Origin of the sequence: Microvirga sp. CF3016, from assembly GCF_036314085.1 — a bacterium.
Classification (GTDB): Bacteria; Pseudomonadota; Alphaproteobacteria; order Rhizobiales; family Beijerinckiaceae; genus Microvirga.
Window position 1 is genome coordinate 53,307 of the sequence record NZ_JAYGGM010000002.1, and the last position, 17,798, is coordinate 71,104.

14 protein-coding genes are annotated in these 17,798 nt (G+C 60.6%); 5 read left to right on the top strand and 9 right to left on the bottom strand.

Annotated features, from left to right (window positions below):
• Positions 1 to 346: 346 nt before the first annotated feature.
• Both VB672_RS02625 and VB672_RS02630 read right to left on the bottom strand, forming a co-directional pair.
• The gene (locus VB672_RS02625; RefSeq protein ID WP_329782616.1) at positions 347 to 862 is read right to left on the bottom strand and encodes a hypothetical protein; all 516 of its coding nucleotides are present in this window, start codon (positions 860 to 862) and stop codon (positions 347 to 349) included.
• Positions 863 to 1,165: 303 nt separating this feature from the next.
• The gene (locus tag VB672_RS02630; protein WP_202060315.1) at positions 1,166 to 1,972 is read right to left on the bottom strand and encodes a response regulator; all 807 of its coding nucleotides are present in this window, start codon (positions 1,970 to 1,972) and stop codon (positions 1,166 to 1,168) included.
• 182 nt (positions 1,973 to 2,154) lie between these two features.
• Between VB672_RS02630 and VB672_RS02635 the strand changes: the two genes are divergently transcribed.
• Positions 2,155 to 2,379, top strand: a complete 225-nt coding sequence (locus tag VB672_RS02635; protein WP_329782617.1) for a NepR family anti-sigma factor — start codon at positions 2,155 to 2,157, stop codon at positions 2,377 to 2,379.
• Positions 2,376 to 2,921, top strand: a complete 546-nt coding sequence (locus VB672_RS02640) for a sigma-70 family RNA polymerase sigma factor (protein WP_329782618.1) — start codon at positions 2,376 to 2,378, stop codon at positions 2,919 to 2,921. Before VB672_RS02635 ends, VB672_RS02640 begins: the two co-directional genes overlap by 4 nt.
• A 108-nt stretch (positions 2,922 to 3,029) precedes the next feature.
• On the opposite strand, the gene VB672_RS02645 is transcribed toward VB672_RS02640, so the two are convergent.
• The 3 genes from VB672_RS02645 to VB672_RS02655 all read right to left on the bottom strand — a co-directional run bounded on the left by VB672_RS02645 (position 3,030) and on the right by VB672_RS02655 (position 5,978).
• Positions 3,030 to 3,203, bottom strand: a complete 174-nt coding sequence (locus VB672_RS02645) for a DUF1328 domain-containing protein (RefSeq protein ID WP_009494036.1) — start codon at positions 3,201 to 3,203, stop codon at positions 3,030 to 3,032.
• Between the two features lie 454 nt (positions 3,204 to 3,657).
• A complete protein-coding gene (locus tag VB672_RS02650; protein WP_329782619.1) occupies positions 3,658 to 4,518 on the bottom strand; it encodes an SDR family oxidoreductase in 861 nt (286 codons plus the stop codon).
• A 128-nt stretch (positions 4,519 to 4,646) separates the two neighbouring features.
• Positions 4,647 to 5,978: a solute carrier family 23 protein gene (locus VB672_RS02655; RefSeq protein WP_329782620.1), complete on the bottom strand. Its 1,332-nt coding sequence runs from the start codon at positions 5,976 to 5,978 to the stop codon at positions 4,647 to 4,649.
• 163 nt (positions 5,979 to 6,141) lie between these two features.
• On the opposite strand from VB672_RS02655, the gene VB672_RS02660 reads away from it, so the two are divergent.
• Positions 6,142 to 7,161, top strand: a complete 1,020-nt coding sequence (locus VB672_RS02660; RefSeq protein ID WP_329782621.1) for an alpha/beta hydrolase — start codon at positions 6,142 to 6,144, stop codon at positions 7,159 to 7,161.
• A 100-nt stretch (positions 7,162 to 7,261) separates the two neighbouring features.
• Here the strand turns inward: VB672_RS02660 and VB672_RS02665 are convergent, their stop codons facing one another.
• The 4 genes from VB672_RS02665 to VB672_RS02680 all read right to left on the bottom strand — a co-directional run bounded on the left by VB672_RS02665 (position 7,262) and on the right by VB672_RS02680 (position 13,840).
• Positions 7,262 to 9,094 carry a calcium-binding protein gene (locus VB672_RS02665; RefSeq protein ID WP_329782622.1) on the bottom strand — a complete coding sequence of 611 codons (1,833 nt, stop codon included), beginning with the start codon at positions 9,092 to 9,094 and terminating at the stop codon, positions 7,262 to 7,264.
• Between the two features lie 197 nt (positions 9,095 to 9,291).
• Positions 9,292 to 10,239, bottom strand: coding sequence for an NAD(P)/FAD-dependent oxidoreductase (locus VB672_RS02670; RefSeq protein WP_329782623.1), 948 nt, complete (start codon positions 10,237 to 10,239; stop codon positions 9,292 to 9,294).
• Positions 10,240 to 10,316: 77 nt separating this feature from the next.
• Positions 10,317 to 11,741, bottom strand: coding sequence for a mannose-1-phosphate guanylyltransferase/mannose-6-phosphate isomerase (locus VB672_RS02675; RefSeq protein WP_442931898.1), 1,425 nt, complete (start codon positions 11,739 to 11,741; stop codon positions 10,317 to 10,319).
• 107 nt (positions 11,742 to 11,848) lie between these two features.
• Positions 11,849 to 13,840: an acyltransferase family protein gene (locus VB672_RS02680; protein WP_329782625.1), complete on the bottom strand. Its 1,992-nt coding sequence runs from the start codon at positions 13,838 to 13,840 to the stop codon at positions 11,849 to 11,851.
• A 552-nt stretch (positions 13,841 to 14,392) separates the two neighbouring features.
• Between VB672_RS02680 and VB672_RS02685 the strand changes: the two genes are divergently transcribed.
• The gene (locus tag VB672_RS02685; RefSeq protein WP_329782626.1) at positions 14,393 to 16,360 is read left to right on the top strand and encodes a glycosyltransferase; all 1,968 of its coding nucleotides are present in this window, start codon (positions 14,393 to 14,395) and stop codon (positions 16,358 to 16,360) included.
• A gap of 68 nt (positions 16,361 to 16,428) precedes the next feature.
• Positions 16,429 to 17,649, top strand: coding sequence for a glycosyltransferase family 4 protein (locus VB672_RS02690; protein WP_329782627.1), 1,221 nt, complete (start codon positions 16,429 to 16,431; stop codon positions 17,647 to 17,649).
• Positions 17,650 to 17,798 lie beyond the last annotated feature (149 nt).

Below are 17,798 nucleotides of genomic sequence, written 5' to 3' on the forward strand. Positions count from 1 at the left end.
CGCGGGAGTTTAACGCGCAGCAGAAGAGACCGTTCCGAATACCGGCCCAATCAAGCCAATGTTATCGGCATCTATATTCTGCAATCCAAATATGAATACTTATTAATATTTTACGACGACAAAGCACCCATGCCACCCGCCGACCGACGAGCAGCATCAATCGTGCCAATGATGGCAACCGTCTTGACGGTTGTTGGTTCCGCGGCAGAAGCAAGCGACGTATTTGCAGGTTCCGGCGCCCGGGAATTCTGCCCGGTTGGACCGGGAGCAGGTCGGCTCCTGCCCTGAAGCCGCCACTCTGAATCCATCGCTTGAAGCGGTCGCTGCAACCGTCTTCCGTCGCTTGCTACGACAGTGACTGCTCGAGCTGGGCCAGGCAGAGGCTCGGCATGCGATTGGCGCTCGCCTTGGCGAGAGGACTGACATCGCCCACGCAGCCGATCGGGTTGCGGCTCTTCGGCTTCTGCTGCTGCGGAGCCTCGTTGCCCTCTTGGCGGCGGGTCGGATGCTGGGCAACGGGGCCCGGGCTCTCTTCCTTCAGGGTGACGACCGGCAGATCCGTGTCCCGCGCGAAGGTCGTGGTGCCCGTACGCGGATCCGACCTGTAGAGCACCCTTCCGTCGTGGTCCCGCAGGATCACCGCGGCATCGGTGACTCCGACCAGCTCGACGATCGACACCGTGGACGGCCGACCGGTAGGAACCGGCGCTGCCATCCGATCGCCCTTCGCCGAAACCGATCCAGCGAGAGCCAGCGCTTCCGACTGAACCAGAGGAGATATGGTGAAGGACGATGGGGCGAAACTTCCGGCCACGAAAAACGCCCCAGCCAGTCCGACCAAAGCTACAGGTGTACGGAACATCCCTCTCTCCTGCTATCCCAGCTCAACTATTCGAAAAAATAACGCGACCATATCTTTGATGTTCCTGCCTGCATTCCGTAGGAGTGAAGAATAAAAAGGCGACAAAAAAGCTGGGAACCTTTGATTTCGATAGGGCGTTCTTTAAGCACCGGCCTCCTGGTCCTCCCCGCATTCCCCTTGTGCATTGGCCGGCACCTTAGACGGGCTTATGAGCCCGTCTTTTTTTGCGCTTATACATCATCATAAAAGAAAAGCCCGGCCTAAGGCCGGGCTATTACTTGGTAGTCCTATCAGCCTGAAGGATCAGGCCGTTGCAGCGCGAGGCTCGCGGCGGCGGGCACTCTGCTGGAAGAACAGAGCCTGACTGATCACGGCGGAGACGTTGGCCGGCTGGAAGGGCTTGGCGATCAGGAATGCCGGCTCGGGACGCTCGCCGGTCAGGAAGCGCTCCGGATAGGCCGTGATGAAGATGACCGGAACCTCGAAGGCCTTCAGGAGATCGTTGACCGCATCGAGACCGGAGCTGCCGTCCGCCAACTGGATATCAGCCAGAATCAGACCTGGCTGCTTGGCCGAGGCGAGCTTGACGGCTTCGGTCCTGGTGCGGGCCACGCCCGTCACGTTGTGGCCGAGGCCTTCGACAAGCGCCTCCAGATCCATGGCGATCAGGGGCTCGTCCTCGATGATCAGGATGTCCGTCGCCATGTCGGCCGCCAGCTCGCGGCCTGCCTCGTCGACGAGTTCACGAACGGTCCTCGTATCGACATCTAGGATCTGACCGACCTCTTCCTCTCCGAAGCCTTCGAGGCAGGACAGGAGAAAAGCCTGTCGGGGAAGCGGGGTGATCTGGCCGAGACGGACCTCCGCCGGCAGATCGCGCTGAATCTGTTCGCTGCGTCCATTCACCGACAGGGAATTCCAGATGCGCGTGAAGACCTGGAAGAGTTCAACCTTCACGTTTCCGGAAGGACCGATGGTCTCGGGCTCGCTGACGAGGGTTTCCAGGGTGGCGGCCACATAGGCGTCCCCAGCCATCTGGCTGCCTGTGAGAGCGCGTGCGTAGCGGCGAAGATATGGTAAATGCTGGACGACAAGCTGGGCTGTCGACATTCGCTTCCCCTTAACTGTGCTTTTGACTCGTTGTACCGACGGTCCATTCAACGTGGCAAAGCTGCAAAAGTTCCATGAATGGAACTAGGCGCAGCAGTCAGCGTTATTGCTCGAAACTAATATATGGATATTGCCAAGGTTGGCTATCCCTCTGAAAGATATGGGATGGCAAGGGGACGACAATGACGGTTGATAAGGGGAACAAGCTTGCTCGGGCCATTCTTGAAACGTCCGTGAAGGACAAGCTTGCAACCGATCCCAAACTCGACAGCGGCAGCCAGAAGCGCATTGGCGACCAGCTTCGCGCCATGTATGACGAGCTGATGCAGCAGCCTGTCCCAGATCGCTTTAGGGACTTGCTCGACCAACTGGACAAGAAGAACGGGGGAAAGGAGGGGTCTCAATGACCCCAGAGCCCGAGCCGGAGTTACGGGAGGCACTTCTCGCTGCGGTTCCCAGCCTTCGGGCTTTTGCCATTTCGCTCTCAGGTCAGGTCGACAGGGCGGACGACCTCGTTCAAGACACTCTTCTCAGAGCCCTGGCCAATCTGCATCGGTTCGAGCCGGGAACGAACCTGAATGCATGGCTCTTCACGATCCTGCGCAATCTTTTCCACTCCGAATACCGCAAGCGGCGCCGTGAGGTCGAGGATCCGGACGGCTCCTATGCCGGGCGCCTGAAGGTGCAGCCCGAGCAGGGCTCCCATCTGGATTTCGAGGATTTCCGCAGCGCGCTCGCCAAACTTCCTGCCGATCAGCGTGAAGCACTGCTTCTGGTGGGTGCCTCTGGATTTTCCTATGAGGAGGCAGCGCATATCTGCGGCTGCGCGGTGGGCACCATCAAGAGCCGCGTGAATCGGGCCCGCTTTCGCCTCGCTTCCATGCTGAACGTCGAGGACATCGAGGATCTCGGCCCCGACAGCATGACGAGGGCTGCCCTCCAGGGTTGACCACCTGCTGGCCTCATCCTCCCTAACGGCAATTGCAGAAACGAAAACGCCGCCCTTTGGAGGCGGCGTTCGTGATTGGTGTGCCGTAGCGGCATCACGGGATCAACGTCACATGGGGCTTCGTCCGCGCAACAGGCCGATCACGGCCGAGATGGCGAAGAGGACGATCGCGACGAAGAAGATCAGCTTCGCGATCTCGACGGCCGTGCCGGCAATGCCGCCGAAGCCGAACAGAGCTGCGACCAAAGCGATAATGAGAAAAGTGACTGCCCAACCGAGCATGGTGTTACCTCGCTAACTGAACAATCGGCCGAGAGCCGACGATGTTCAAACAACGCCAAGCGCGACTGTAGGGTTCCACGCCCGGAACATCGTCAACTGTGTTCATCAGCCATTCAAAAGTATTCCGGCAGGCTTTTATTCGCATGGAACCTGCCCCTAGCCCGTACGTTTTCCAGTTCACTTGGGAGAGATGGTCGATGACTCGTTCAGTTGCCCTTCGCGCATTTTGTATCTTTGCCGTTGTTACTGCCCTTGCAGCCATTACCGGTGCGGCCTCTCAGGTCGAAATCGCAGAAGTACTTTTCCTCATCGGCGGCTCGCTCTCGGCCGTCATGCTCTTCTTCGCCTGGACAACGTCATCGGAAAGCCTCGTCCCCGTTCGCGTCCGTCGCAGACGCTGACAAGCCTTGGATGCTTACGACAACGGCGGCTCTTTCGAGCCGCCGTTGTCGTTTCAGGCCTCGGTCGGATCACCGCCGTTCGGATGCAGGACCGAGCCGGTGATGTAGGATGAATCCTCGCATGCCAGGAACAGGAAAGACGGCGCCACCTCGTTCGGCTGCCCCGGGCGCTGCATGGGCGTGTTGGCGCCGAACTGCTTCACCTTCTCGGCCGGGAACGTCGATGGGATGAGCGGCGTCCAGATCGGGCCCGGCGCCACGCCGTTGACCCGAATGCCCTCGCCCGCAAGCTTTTGCGCCAGCGAGCGCGTAAAGGCCACGATGGCCCCCTTGGTGGCGCTGTAGTCGAGCAGGTCGGAGCTGCCGCGATAGGCCGTCACCGAAGTGGTGTTGATGATCGCAGCCCCCTTCTTGAGATGCGGCATGGCAGCCTGCACCATGTAGAAATAGCCGAAGATGTTGGTGCGGAAGGTGCGGTCGATCTGATCGGGGGTGATCTCCTCGATCTCCTTTTTCGGGTGCTGCTCGGCCGCATTGTTGACGAGCACATCGAGCCTGCCGAAGCGCTCGATGACCTGATCGACGGCCGAACGGCAGAAATTCGGATCGCCCACGTCGCCGGCAATGGTCAGGCACGCGCGCCCTTCCCGCTCGATCAGACGCTTCGTCTCCTGCGCGTCCTCGCCCTCGTTCAGGTAAAGGACGGCCAGATCCGCACCTTCGCGGGCGAAGAGAACGGCAGTGGCGCGCCCGATGCCGCTGTCGCCGCCGGTAATCAGGGCAACCTTGTCCCGCAACCTGCCGCTGCCGGGATAACGGGGCTCGTAATCCGGCCGCGGATTCATCTCCGTCTCGCGACCGGGCTGCTGGTCCTGGACCTGGGGCGGCAAGGTCTGTTTCTGTTCGGAGCTCATGGCATCGTTCCGTGAAAGAAGAGGATGCGGGCCCCCGACCATGATGGAGGACAGGTCGCGCAAAATCGAAGCCCGCGTTGTGGCTCAACGCGGGCCCGAAAGGCGTGTTCCTGCGAAGGGACGGAGCTTTATTCCGCCGGGTGCGGGCGTTCGGCCGTCCCAGGCGACATCCGCAGGATGTGATAGAGGATGATGGCCCCGAAGGTGGCCGTGCCGATGCCGTCCAGGGTGAAGCCTCCGACGTTCAGCTTGAAGTTGCCGGCTCCCAGAACCAGGGCGACCGCCACGGTGATGAGGTTGCGCGGGTTTGAGAAATCGACCCGGTTCTCGACCCAGATCCGGCCCGCGGTCGCGGCGATGAGGCCGAACACCACGATAGACAGGCCACCGAGCACCGGCCCCGGAATGGTGCCGATGAAGGCGCCGAACTTGGGCGACAAGCCGAGAAGGAGCGCGAACCCGGCCGCGATGACGAAGACCAGCGTCGAGTAGATGCGGGTCACGGCCATCACGCCCATGTTCTCGGCATAGGTCGTCATGCCCGTGCCGCCGGCAGAGCCCGACAGCATGGTGGCCAGGCCGTCGCCCATGAAGGCGCGGCCGAGATAGGGGTCGAGGTTGCGGCCCGTCATGGCCCCGATGGCCTTGATGTGCCCGAGATTCTCCGCCACGAGGATGATCGCCACGGGCGCGATGAGGCTGATCGCCCGGGCGTCGAAGACGGGGCTCTGGAAGCTCGGCAAACCGAACCAGGCGGCCTGGCCGATCTTGGCGAAGTCGATGGGCTGCCCGAGGCCCAGGACATTGGCGCAGATGTAGTAGATCAGGTAGCCGGCGGCACCGCCGATCAGCACGGGCAGGCGGCGCGCCGTGCCCGGGGCATAGACGGCCACGAGGCCTACGGCCACGACGGTGGCGAGGGCGATCCAGCGGGCGAAGTCGCTGCCGGCCTGATTGTCCGGCGTCACGCCGGAGGCGCTGTTGATCGCGATGGGTGCGAGCACAAGGCCGATGGCCGCCACGATGGCGCCCGTGACCACCGGCGGCATCAGCCGCTCGATCCAGCGGTGGCCGGCCATCTGCACCACGAGGCCGATCAGGAAATAGAGCGCACCGGCCGCGACGATGCCGCCGAGCGCCAGTGGAATGTTCGGGTTGGGGCTGCCGACGCTCGCGCCGGTGGCGACAAGGACGGGTCCGATGAAGGCGAAGCTCGAGCCGAGATAGCTCGGCACCCGGCCGCCGACCACGAAGAAGAAGATGATGGTGGCAAGGCCCGAGAACAGGATCGAGACATTGGGATCGAAGCCCATCAGGATCGGCGCGAGCACGGTCGCGCCGAACATCGCCACCACATGCTGCAGGCCCACGACGATCATCTGGCCGGTGGGCAGCCGCTCATCCGGCATGATGACGCCTTCGGTCTTCAGGCTCCACCGCGGCAGGAAACTGTCGGTCATGAATAATCCCCCAGGTTTTGACTTATCGACCCGCACCGTAGACCCGCGGCGACCGGAATGGCTAGGTGAGAGAAGGACTTATTAACCGTCGCGAGAGCCCGGATTCTGGACAAGTGCTCTTTTGGCCGCCAAACATTCCCGATGGCGACGGACGAGGATGACCATGCGTAAAGACCATGATGTGCCGGCAGGCACGGTGCACAGCCTCTGGCTCGACGGCGAATGCCTCAAAAACAACCTTCTCGGGGACCCTTCCCGCCGTCGGATCGACGTCTATGTGCCTGCGGGCCATGACGGCCGGAATCTGCCTCTCCTCGTGGATCTCGTCGGCTACACGGCGGGAGGCCCTGCCCACACGAACTGGAAGAACTACGGCGAGAACGTGCCGGAGCGCCTCGACCGGCTGATCGGCACGGGTGCCATGCCCCCGGTCGTCGTGGCCTTTCCCGATTGCTTCACCCGCCTGGGCGGCAATCAATATGTGGACAGTGCCGCCATGGGTCCGTGGGAGACCTTCCTCATCCGCGAGATGCTCCCCTTCGTTGAGGAGCGCTTCGGCTGCGGCGGAGACGGGCGCCGAGGCGTGTTCGGCAAGAGTTCGGGCGGCTACGGCGCCATGGTCCATGCCCTGCGGCATGGGGGCTCCGTTTGGTCAGCGGCGGCTTCCCATTCGGGCGATGTGGGCTTCGAATACCTGTATCACCTCGGCGAGTTCGCCGGAGCGCTGCGCCACCTCGTTGATCACACCATGTCCATCGAGGCTTTCCTGCGCAAATTCGAGGCCGGTCCGAAGGCGAAGGACAAGGACTGGCATGTGCTGATGCTGCTCGCCCAGGCAGCGAGCTTCGACCCGGATCCGAGCCAGTTCTACGGCGTCCGCCTCCCGGTGGATCTCCAGACCTGCGAGATCATCGAGGAGCGCTGGTCCAACTGGCTGCGCTGGGATCCCCTGCGTATGGTCGACCGCTCCGAGTGCCAGGAGAACCTGCGCAAGCTGAAGGCCTTCTACATCGATTGCGGCGACATCGACCAGTACAACATGGTCTACGGCTCCCGGATCCTGCGCCGGAAGCTCGAGACCGCCGGCATTCCTCACACCTACGAGGAATTCCACGACGACCATTCCTCGGTCGACTACCGCATGGACATCAGCCTGCCGCTTCTGGCCAGGGCGCTTTCGTGAGGGAGCAAAGCTGACGTCTTTCACCCGATCCGAAGGTGGTGTCTCAACGCAAGCTCGAAGAGCTGTGTGGAGGTTATCCTCAACCTCCACAAGTCTAGCATCAGATCACGAAGAAGTCCGAGGCTGATATCTTCAGGTTCTTGGACAGCGTCGCGACCTCCACGGCCATGTACTTGGAGCCTGTACCATCGGCATCGTAGAGGAGCACGCCCCTTTTCCTGTCATAGATGACATAGTCGTCCTTGTCCCTGGCGTTATCGCCCACGGTGAAGAACTTCGCCGCCAGCCTGGCAGGAAAAGCCTCGGAACCTTGCTTTCCGAGCTTCGTGAAGATCCTGTTGTCGAGATAGATCAGATCGTACTTCACGTCGAAGTCGGCGATCCGGTCGATGTTTGACCCCGTGGCCTTCGACGTGAATGCGAACGCGTCCTTGCCAGCATTGCCGTGCAGATAATCCTTGCCGTCACCACCGTAGAGGATGTCGTCGCCCGTGCCGCCGTAGAGCTTGTCCGCGGAACCGCCGCCTTTCAACACATCCTTGCCGGAGCCGCCATTCAGGGAGTCCTCTCCGGCTCCACCTGACAGTCTATCATCGCCGCTTCCACCGGAAAGGGTATCCTGGTCGCGACCTCCGACCATAACGTCTGCGCCGCTGGTGCCGGTGAGTTTCTCCTTGGCGACGTCTGTCACCCTGACGGTGAAAGCTTTCTCCTGGTAGAGACCCCTCTGATCCGTGACCCGGATGATCACCTGATGGGTCTTGGCCTGCTCGTAATCGAGCTTGTCCCCGTCGGCCACGACCAGATTGCCGTTGATGATCTTGAAGCGGCCGCCTGCATCATCGATGAGGGAGTAACGAAGGTTTGGTGTATCACCCGAATTGTAATCGCCCGCTGTCAACTGCCCCACATACCAACCTGCTTTGGAGCCTTCGGCGATCCTGCCGTAGAGGAGATCAAGGCCGACCGGGGCGTCGTTGGCATTTTCCAGCATCACCGAGGATTGCGTCACGCGCCCACCGGCATCGGTGATGATGATATCGACCGTCGCCTTGGCCACCGGTAGATACCCCAGACCATCGCCACGGAATGCAATCGCCCGGAGCACTTCCGTGACGCGTTCAGGCGTCGCGTTGGCATTGAACGTAAACGAGAGACCAAAGTCGCTCTCGACGGAGCCTATCAGCATCCCGTCGACGTATACCGCTTTGATCCACGGACTGACGGTTTCATAGGTGACCCGGCCAGAAGCCGTCAGGAAGAAGATCCCGAGCACATTGTGCTGAATGGAGTTGTTGAAGCCTACACGGAGTGATTGGATCGTCCCCCGATCATCGGCGACAACGGCATCGCGTTCCAAATCGAGGAATGTGTACTGGCCGCCGCCCGTGACGGTGACCCGGTCCCCTGCTAGGCCCGTCAGGTGGGCGGCGTCGTTGATGGTTGTAACACCGGATGCATCGGTAATCCGGTCGATGCCGTTGTCGAGTAGGATCTCCCGCTCGACTTGGGTCAATGTGACGTTCTCGAGGATCACCCCGTCGTTGTCGGTTGCCTGCCCGTTTAACAGGAGAGCTATGGCGCGGCTATCGCTCCGTACGGTCGTTCCGGCGGTGACCAGGTCGATACGCTCAAAACCGAGAATGGATTTCCCGGTCAGGTTCAAGGTCGGACCGACAAGTGACAACCTGTCTAGATCGTCCCCACCGTCGATGCTTTCGACCGTGGCGATCTGGCTGCCGCTGACGCGAATATCATCCCGGCCTGCGCCCCCTTGAATGATTTCGAAGTTGGTGAACGCGGCTGCTTGCGAGATGTCGAAGTACCCGCCACCCAGGAGTTGGAAGGTATCGCGGCCTGCGCCGCCATCGAAGCTCACGCCTTTGATCTGATAGCCGTAAGCACTGACGATATCATCGCCGTTCGTAGCCATGTCTGGTCGCCCCGTCGGACCGCGGAAAACAAGATACGGTCCTTCCCTAAGGGAATGTAATATCGCGTTTTGACAGACAGGAAAAGGTTCTCCCTAGCCCCTGCGACATAAGTGCGATGCAGTCGGGCCGCTCATACTCAGCAAGAGATCTTGACGTTAACTCTTAGAGCTGAAGCCGGCTTCCGCTGCCAGCGGCATCACGCCCCGTCGGGCTCGTCCTCCGTCGGCAATTCGCAATGGTTGTGGATGTGGGTGGCGGCGAGGGCCGCATGGCCCATGCCGACCACGATCTGATCGAGGCCTCGGACGATGTCGCCGGCGGCGTAGAGACCCTTGACGGTCGTCTGGCAGTGGCTGTCGACCATGAGGCTGCCCGAAGGGTCACTCTCGGCGCCGAGCGAGATTGCGAGATCCGAGCGATATTTCAGGCCGAGAGCCGAGTAGAGCACGTCGAAGCGGTGCTCCTTGCCGCCCATATGCACGGCGGAAATGCGATCGCCCTCCATGTCGAGGGATTCGACAGGGGTTTCGACGATCTTGATCTCGTGCTCCTTGAGCCTCGCCCGCTGCTCCGAATCCAGCTCTAGGCGTTGCCCTAACGTGAGCAAGGTCACGTCGCGGGAATAGGTGCGGGCGATGAACACCGCCTCCCCTATCCCGTGAGCCCCATAGGCAATGACGGCGATCTTGCGATCCCGAGACTCGTAGCCGTCGCAGATCGGGCAGTAGCGCACGAGCCCGCGCTGCACGGCGTTGGGCACGTCCGGCAGATCGGGTTCGATATCGACGGAGCCCGTGGCCAGCACCACCCGCCGGGCCGCGATCTGGCTCGTGCCGCCCTCGTTGTCCTCCACGACCGCAATAAAGCGGTCCGGCTGCTTGCGCAGGCCCGTCACCCGCCCCGTCCGGATCGCAGCCCCGTATTGCTCCAGATTGGCCCGGGCGCGGGCCAGGATGTCCCGGCCGGAGATGCCCTCCGCGAAGACCGGGATGTTATGGCTGGTGGGAATCCAGGCCGCCCGCGGCGTGCCGCTGTCCACCACCAGGAAGCGGCGCTTGAAGCGGGCGAGATACAACGCCGTCGTCAACCCCGCCGGCCCTCCCCCGACGATCAGGCAATCCAGAATGTCCCCGTTCGGCCCCATGCCCGCACGATCCTCCTGCCAGCTGCACAGGAGACTCAACACGCGAGAGCGGGAAAAGATCGCCGGGGCATTGCCGGTCAAGGTCCATCGGTGTCTTCGACACGGATGATGTCATCCTCGCCGGTATAGCTGCCGACCTGGATTTCAATGAGCTCCAGGGGGATGCGACCCGGATTGGCGAGGCGATGGATTGCCCCGGCTGGAATATAGGCCGCTTCACCCTCACGCACGAGCGTGACACTCCCTTCGATGGTCACCTCCGCGATCCCATGCACGACAACCCAGTGCTCCGCGCGGTGATGATGCTTCTGTAGCGAAAGGCTTCCACCCGGCTTCACCACGATTCGCTTGACCTGAAAACGGGCGCCTCGATCAACCCTTTGGTGCCAGCCCCACGGTCGCTCCATGCGGATGTGCTCGCTGGCTTCGGGGCGCTGTTGAGCGCGCAGTGAAGTCACGAGATCCTTCACAAGCTCCGAGCGATGACGCGCAGTAACGAGCACCGCATCGGACTTGGTGACCACCACGACGTCGTCGAGGCCGACCACGGTCGTGAGAATGTCGTCGCTGATGACGAGACTGTTGCGAGTCTCGCTCACTTCCACGTTGCCGCGCAGGCAATTGCCGCTCCGATCCCGGGTCGATACGTCCCACAGAGCCTCCCACGTGCCGATATCGGACCAGGAGAAAGAGACCGGCAGGACACCTGCTCGCTCCGTATGCTCCATCACGGCGTAATCGATGGAAGTCTTGGGAGCGAGCCTCAAAGAGGCCTCGTGAAGGCGGATGAAATCCAGATCGGTGACGGCGTGTTCAAGCGCCTTCCGTGCTGCCGCGAGGGTTGCCGGCTGGAAGCGCTCCAGCTCCTCCAGCATCACATCGGCTCGGAACAGGAAGATCCCGCTGTTCCAGAGGAAGCCTTGCTCGACATAGCTTTGCGCAGTTCGCGCATCGGGCTTCTCGACGAAGCGATCGACCTTGAAAGCGCCTGTGTCTCCAATGGGATTGTCAAGGCGGATATAGCCATAGCCCGTCGCCGGACGGTGCGGCACCACGCCCAGAGCCATGATATGCCCCTGTCGGGCCGGCTCGATAGCGGCCTCGCATGACGCAGCGAAAGCAGCGTCATCTTCGATGACATGATCCGACGCGACAATGAGGACGATTGCCTTGGGATCGCGACGCGCCGCACGGCACGCCGCGACTGCAACGGCTGCAGCGGAGTCCCGCTGGATCGGCTCAAGGATGATATCGGCCTCGACTCCGATCTGCGCCAGCTGCTCGACGGCGATGAATCGGGTGGCGCTCCCCAGAATGACGCTAGGGCGCGAGAAGATCTCGTGCGAGACAACACGCCGGACGGCCATCTGGAAAGTCGAATAGTCACCCAGAAGGTCGATGAATTGCTTTGGCTTACCGTCTCGGGAGGTTGGCCAAAGGCGCGCTCCGGAACCGCCGCAGAGGATGACGGGAAGGATGAGGTTGCTTTTGTCCTCCACCATCCGCCTCTTGTTACAAGGTTAACGTAGAATCTATCGTGTATTTCACTTCTGATATAACATAAGATGCTTGCTGGCGACACACTTTTCAAGCGGAACAGGGTCGCAGTTTAATTGGCGAGAGATTGCTGAAGAGTACCAAGCAATTGTTCTTCGATGGATTTGCTCAGAGTCCGCGCGTAGGTCGCCGTCATGTGGTGACTGTCTCGGTAAACGAGGACTCCACCGATCACGATAGGGCAATGATTCCCATCGCAGAAATATTCAGAGAAATCCAAAATCTTTACGTTCAACATCTTTGCCACGAAATATAGATTATCCTGTCGCAAGACTTTTTTGCGCGCCGGTATGCAGTCCGCTATCCAGTTCTTGGTGCCCTCAAGGCATCTACCGGGATCAAAGGATATCCAGGGGATGTTTCGAACATGGCGAACGTCCAGTCCTTTTTCAAGCAACACCTTCCAAGTCGCGGCGAGCTGCTCAGGCGTGGCATTTTTGTCCGCTGGGGAATGAGAAATGAGAACGACATCCGGACGTTCCCGCGAGAGCCAATCGACAACATTCTTCGACCATTCCGCACATTCCGTATAAGAGCGCTTCAGATCAGTATTGTAGATCGGCTCCAACGAGAAAATGCACGCCGACTTCGCTATGCCACGGAAGTAGATCGGCCGAGTGCGCGCGAGTTCCTCGAAGGCAGGAAACCAATGTGTAGCATGTGAATTTCCGACCATGGCGATCTTCGTCCGGCGCGCGGGATCTCCATAGTCGCAGGTCAGCACCTCAGTGCCCTGAATGGTTTGATGGCACTTAGTCCGATAGGCGGATGACACATCCGCTTTGACCTTCCCAGGTCGCGGCACAATCTTGGAAGGATCCTCCCTCCTCCAATCATAGTGGGGATCCCTCATCGCCAGCGCCCCCCGCGGAGCTTCCGTCCCGGCAACTGTGATTGGTTCACTGGCGTCTCGCGCGAGATAAATCGTCCCGACCATCACCAGGAGCGCGATTGCTGCTGCCCCGGCCATGAGGGTGCGTCCGACGGCAAAGCGTGCGCTTCGGAATGGATCTTCGACGAAGATCTTGCTCAGGTGAGCCAGCGCCACAGAGCCAACGAGGAGAGCGATCCCCGAGCGGGGGCCGATCGCCCGGCTTGAGACCGTGCCATAGAGTACGATCAATGGCCAATGCCAGAGGTAGAGCGAGTAGGAGATGTCGCCGAGATACTGGAAGGCGCGTGTATTCAGGATCCTCCCGACCGACCAAGACGCCGGGGCGCGACAGGACAGGATCACCGCTGCCGCTCCGAGGGTGGGCAAGAGCGCTGCATAGCCGGGAAAGCTCGTCTCATCGCTGTAGGCCAGACACGCGACGACGATCGCCCCCAACCCAACAAGCCCCAGCACCGCCCGTGTGGGCTGAGCCAGGGCATTCCGTACCGGACAGACAGCCAGCATGCCACCCAGGGCCAGTTCCCAGGCCCGGGTCGTCGTCGCAAAATAGGCCACGCCCGGATTAAGCGGCGTCAGCCAGACCGAGTAGGCGAGCGAGCCAAGCCCGATCAAGCCCACGAACCAGCCGAAGGCCGTCCGGGGGCTCAAGGCGGTCCGCCGCGCCAAGTGGAGGATCGGCAGGAGGATCAGCGGCCAGACGATGTAGTACTGCTCCTCGACCGAGAGCGACCAGAAGTGGTTCATCGGTCCCTTAGCGTCATCAGCCAGGTAGTCGACGGCTTGGGCAGCCAGGAACCAGTTCTGACCATAAAGGGCGCTCGCCACGAGGCTCTTGGCGATGTCGGACCATTGAGCCTGCGGGAAGAACGGGATGGACAACGCCACGGCCAAGGAAACAACGGTGGCCGCCGGAAGCAGGCGCCGGATCCGGCGGGCATAGAAGCCTGCAATGTCGATGCCCCCGGTGCCGTCGAACTCCTTGAACAGCGAGCCGGTAATCAGGTAGCCCGAGATGACGAAGAAGACATCGACGCCCCCATACCCGCCGGGCAAGATCTTGGGCCAGAGGTGATAGATCACGACAGCCAGCACCGCCACGGCACGAAGGCCCTGGATCTCTGGAACAAGGTGATGCCGCGAGTGAACCATATCTTAACTTTATAACGTAATTTGCCCTGCTCATACGCAGAAACCGAGCCTGCATCAAGCTTGAGCGAAAAGAATTCTACTGACTTATAATCTTGAGAATATGGAAAAGACTTGTCCAATATCGCCAAAGTGCACTCTCAGTGCTTGCAGTCTGCGCCCTTGCAACCTGAGCCGATTGCTCCAACAGGCTGGGCATCAGCACTCTCTTCCGAGGAGATGCGGGAGCTGGCTACTGAGCTTTCAAGATATCTTGTCACATGAGGTTGCGTTTGAGAGTTCTCACGGATAACGCATTTATCCGGTTATGACGCACAGGCAGTGATGATACGACGCGCCCTTAGATCGGCATTTTTTCTCATTCCTCAGCCTGCCCGGCAGTGGACGAGATCCCTGCTGCCTGACCAAGCCGCGAGAGCCATTGCGGAACGTCTTGCCGCCGCCTCGTCTCCTGCGGAACCGAAATCTGTTAAGGCCTCCAAATCGCCTGGAGCCGAGAAAGAGCAGCCCCCGCGACTGGAACCGGCCCGGCAGCTCTTCGATGGGCCTTGGTACGTGGCCCGCTATCCCGAGGCTCCCAAAGACCTCGACGAGGCATATCGGTTCTACCGTGAGACCGGGATGAAGCAGGGTCAGCATCCCGGTCCGTCCTTCGAAAATCTCCGCTATCCGGGTCATGCCCACGTGCCTCAAGGACATCTCTTCCGGGTGACGGCTTCCCCGATCCTCTGCCGCGTGCCGCCCACGCAGTACCTGGCCCCGTACCAAATCAAGAGCCGATTGCACAAACTCTACAACACCTTTGACGACTATCTCCGCCGGACCATGATCATGCCCGACACCATCGGTCCGGAGCTGTGGGAAAGCGATCTGCGGGTTGTCGCCTATATGGACAACACCAAGAGAAAGCTGGCCGCGGATTATTCGACCGCCCCGCAGGATACGCTGATCAGCATCGTCATGCCGACGCGCAATCGCGCAGCTGTTCTTGGCGACGCGATCGTTTCGGTTCTCATGCAGTCCTACGAGAACTGGGAGTTGATCGTCGTCGACGATGCAAGCGATGATGCCGAGACTGAAGGTGTGGTGAGACAGTTCAGCGACAGTCGCATCAGGTTCATCCGCCTCGATGAGCCTGTTGGAGTTGCAATTGCCCGCAATACGGGAATCGAACATGCGGCTGGTCAGGTGATCGCATACCTTGACGATGACGACCAGTGGGATCCCGATTGCCTGCTCATCCTCCTGAATCAGATGCGATCGCAGGGTGCGCGGCTCTCCTATGGCGCCGAAGTCATGTGGGACAAGTTCGAACCCAATGCCCGGCTGGGTCACGCCTTTAAGGGCATCCGGTTTGCGCCCTTCAACCGCTCGCTTCTGGAGAACAGAAACTACATTGCGCCGATCACGCTCCTTCATGAGCGCGATCTATTGCGGGAAGTGGGATGGTTCGATCCATCCCTGAAGCGATACGTCGGGTGGGATCTCATCCTCAGAATGACTGAGGTCGCAACACCACTTGCCGTTCCCTGCCTGCTCGGTCATTCCTTTCGAGTGAAGGCGGATAGCGTCGTTACGGTGGCTGAGGACACTGCTCTTCGGGCCGTTCGGGCGAAGCTTATGGAACGTTCGGAATGGTCGCAGCCGTTTGCGACAACGGATGAGCAGGAACATCTTGCATTTTCCATCAGCCGCGAAGCACGTCGACAGCGTCAGAAGCGACTGGCCAGCCTGCCTGCCGAGCTGGTTCAAATCGTCATCCCCAATTACGAGTCTCCCGGGGAACTCGAGATGTGTCTGAGGTCGATCGCAGAGCATACGCCAACGCCTTACCATGTTCTGATCGTGGACAACGGATCCTCTGAGGAAACCTATGCGCAATTGGAGAAGTTGCCGAGGTTGTTTGAGAACGTACGCCTGATCAGGGAAGACGAAAAGTCTGGATTCAGCTTCGCCGTGAACCGAGGATTGGCTGAAGTCATGGACCGTGACGAAAAAATCATGATCCTCAACAACGACACTCTGGCGACACCTGATTGGCTCGATGAATTGCGCTATGTGTTCTTCAAGCATGACGATGCAGGCATGGTTGTCCCGCGGCAGGTTCTTCCAGCCAATAATAAAATCACCAAGGTTCACATGCCCGGAGCGGCGCGAGACTTCGAGTGCGACATCAACCTCTCGCTGCATCACAGCAACATCCTCGATCTGGCCTTCGATCATGAGGATGGCCTCGTCGAACTCACCTACGCGCCTCTGTTCTGCGGTCTCGTGCGGCCGGAAGCGATCAGGGCCGCGGGAGGTCTGGACAGCGGCAATGCCCCGCACTACCGCTCTGACTGGATCCTGTGCGACTTCATCAGGCGCCATCTCCAGCAACGGATCGTCTACACGCCACACAGCAAAGTTTACCACCTTCAGGGTGTGGCAACAGAAAAGCGCAAGTCCACGGAAACCGGGTTCCTGGGCCGGGACCGCGCTCGAACGCCTGTGTCAGACTCCAAGGACCATATACAAGCATGACTTTCATCGGAAAGGCAGCTGATTCAACTTCGTCCGAGCCTTCTCAGCTTCGGACAATTGTTCACCTGGTGCAGGACGTTTCGGCGATCGGCGGCATTTCCGGCCGCGTGCGCAACACGGTAAAGGCGGCAGCCGGCCGCCCGATCCACCACGCTTGCCTTTCCGCCAAGCGCGATTCGGCCGCGGTGCCCAACACTTACTACGCTGAGGACAGCGAAGCCGAGATACTAGCTTTTCTGGCCACGTGTCATGCCACGGATACGGTGGTGATCACCCCCAACTCGGTCATCCGCGCCTTCTCTCCCGTCATCCAGGAGCAGCTTTCGCGTCTTCCCTTGCTTCACATGGCGTCGGGTCAGCTGTCGTTCATCCTGCAAGATACCCTGGCGCTCGCCGACCAGGACTACCTCGACAGCTACCGGGTCTCGCGCATCCTGTGCCTGTCCGACATGGATATGGCCTTCCACCGCCAGCTTGGGATCCACGACCTGACCAAGATCCGGCTGCCGGTGGAGACCCGCTCCCACAACGGCTACGATCCAGAGAAGAACCGCTTCGCGACTTACGTCGGGCGCATCGACTTCCACACCAAGGGCGCCGAGCGCCTGGTGCCGATCGCCAGGCTGATGCAGGCGCGCGGCCTGGAGCGGCTGCGCCTCTTCACCACCGACGGCCCCAACTCCCCCGACCTGCCGGCTTTTCTCGCCCTGCTCGAGGAAGCCGGGGTGCGCGACTGGGTCGAGATCCTCTACAACGTCACCGACAAGACCCGCCTCTACGGCGAGGCCTCGGTCGTGCTGCTGCCGTCGAAGAAGGAGTCGTTCGGCAACGTGATCCTGGAGGCGTTCTCGTTCGGCGTGCCGGTGATCGCCACGAGCTATGCGCCGGGTCCGGCGGAGGTGATCCGCCCGGGGGTGGACGGGTTTTTGCTCGACGCGTACTCGGCCGAGGCCGTGGTGGAGCTGCTGGAGGGGCTGACCGCGGACCGGCTGGTCGCATTGTCGCAGGCGGCCTTTGCCCGCCACCGGGACTACTCGATGGAGCAGTACCTGGCCGCCCTCGAGGCCATCGCGGCCGAGACCGCCCGCACCTTCCCAGGCCAGAACACTCTCAGCCCTTTTCCGAAGATCAAGGCTATCCGGACATTGAACGACAAACTGGCTTCGGCCCGTCGCCGTATCGCCATGCTGAAATCCCAGATCAATGAGCTGGAAAGCTCCTTTTCCTGGCGGGTGACAGAGCCCTTGCGCTCCCTGAAGGCAGGTTTGAGCAGAAAGCCCCGCCAATAGCGCCGGGCGACGTTCGGCAGCCTCATTTCAGCCGATATGCCCCTGGGGACCGCCCTACCCGAAGTTGACGGCTCATGGGGAAACGCAATAAGGCGTCTTCCAGCAATGCTTTAATCTATAGACCTTTCATGAACCACGCTTAAGAGCAA

Coding starts and splice junctions, on each gene's coding strand:
- VB672_RS02625 (WP_329782616.1), bottom strand. CDS start 862: ATGTTCCGTACACCTGTAGCTTTGGTCGGACTGGCTGGGGCGTTTTTC.
- VB672_RS02630 (WP_202060315.1), bottom strand. CDS start 1,972: ATGTCGACAGCCCAGCTTGTCGTCCAGCATTTACCATATCTTCGCCGC.
- VB672_RS02635 (WP_329782617.1), top strand. CDS start 2,155: ATGACGGTTGATAAGGGGAACAAGCTTGCTCGGGCCATTCTTGAAACG.
- VB672_RS02640 (WP_329782618.1), top strand. CDS start 2,376: ATGACCCCAGAGCCCGAGCCGGAGTTACGGGAGGCACTTCTCGCTGCG.
- VB672_RS02645 (WP_009494036.1), bottom strand. CDS start 3,203: ATGCTCGGTTGGGCAGTCACTTTTCTCATTATCGCTTTGGTCGCAGCT.
- VB672_RS02650 (WP_329782619.1), bottom strand. CDS start 4,518: ATGAGCTCCGAACAGAAACAGACCTTGCCGCCCCAGGTCCAGGACCAG.
- VB672_RS02655 (WP_329782620.1), bottom strand. CDS start 5,978: ATGACCGACAGTTTCCTGCCGCGGTGGAGCCTGAAGACCGAAGGCGTC.
- VB672_RS02660 (WP_329782621.1), top strand. CDS start 6,142: ATGCGTAAAGACCATGATGTGCCGGCAGGCACGGTGCACAGCCTCTGG.
- VB672_RS02665 (WP_329782622.1), bottom strand. CDS start 9,094: ATGGCTACGAACGGCGATGATATCGTCAGTGCTTACGGCTATCAGATC.
- VB672_RS02670 (WP_329782623.1), bottom strand. CDS start 10,239: ATGGGGCCGAACGGGGACATTCTGGATTGCCTGATCGTCGGGGGAGGG.
- VB672_RS02675 (WP_442931898.1), bottom strand. CDS start 11,741: ATGGTGGAGGACAAAAGCAACCTCATCCTTCCCGTCATCCTCTGCGGC.
- VB672_RS02680 (WP_329782625.1), bottom strand. CDS start 13,840: ATGGTTCACTCGCGGCATCACCTTGTTCCAGAGATCCAGGGCCTTCGT.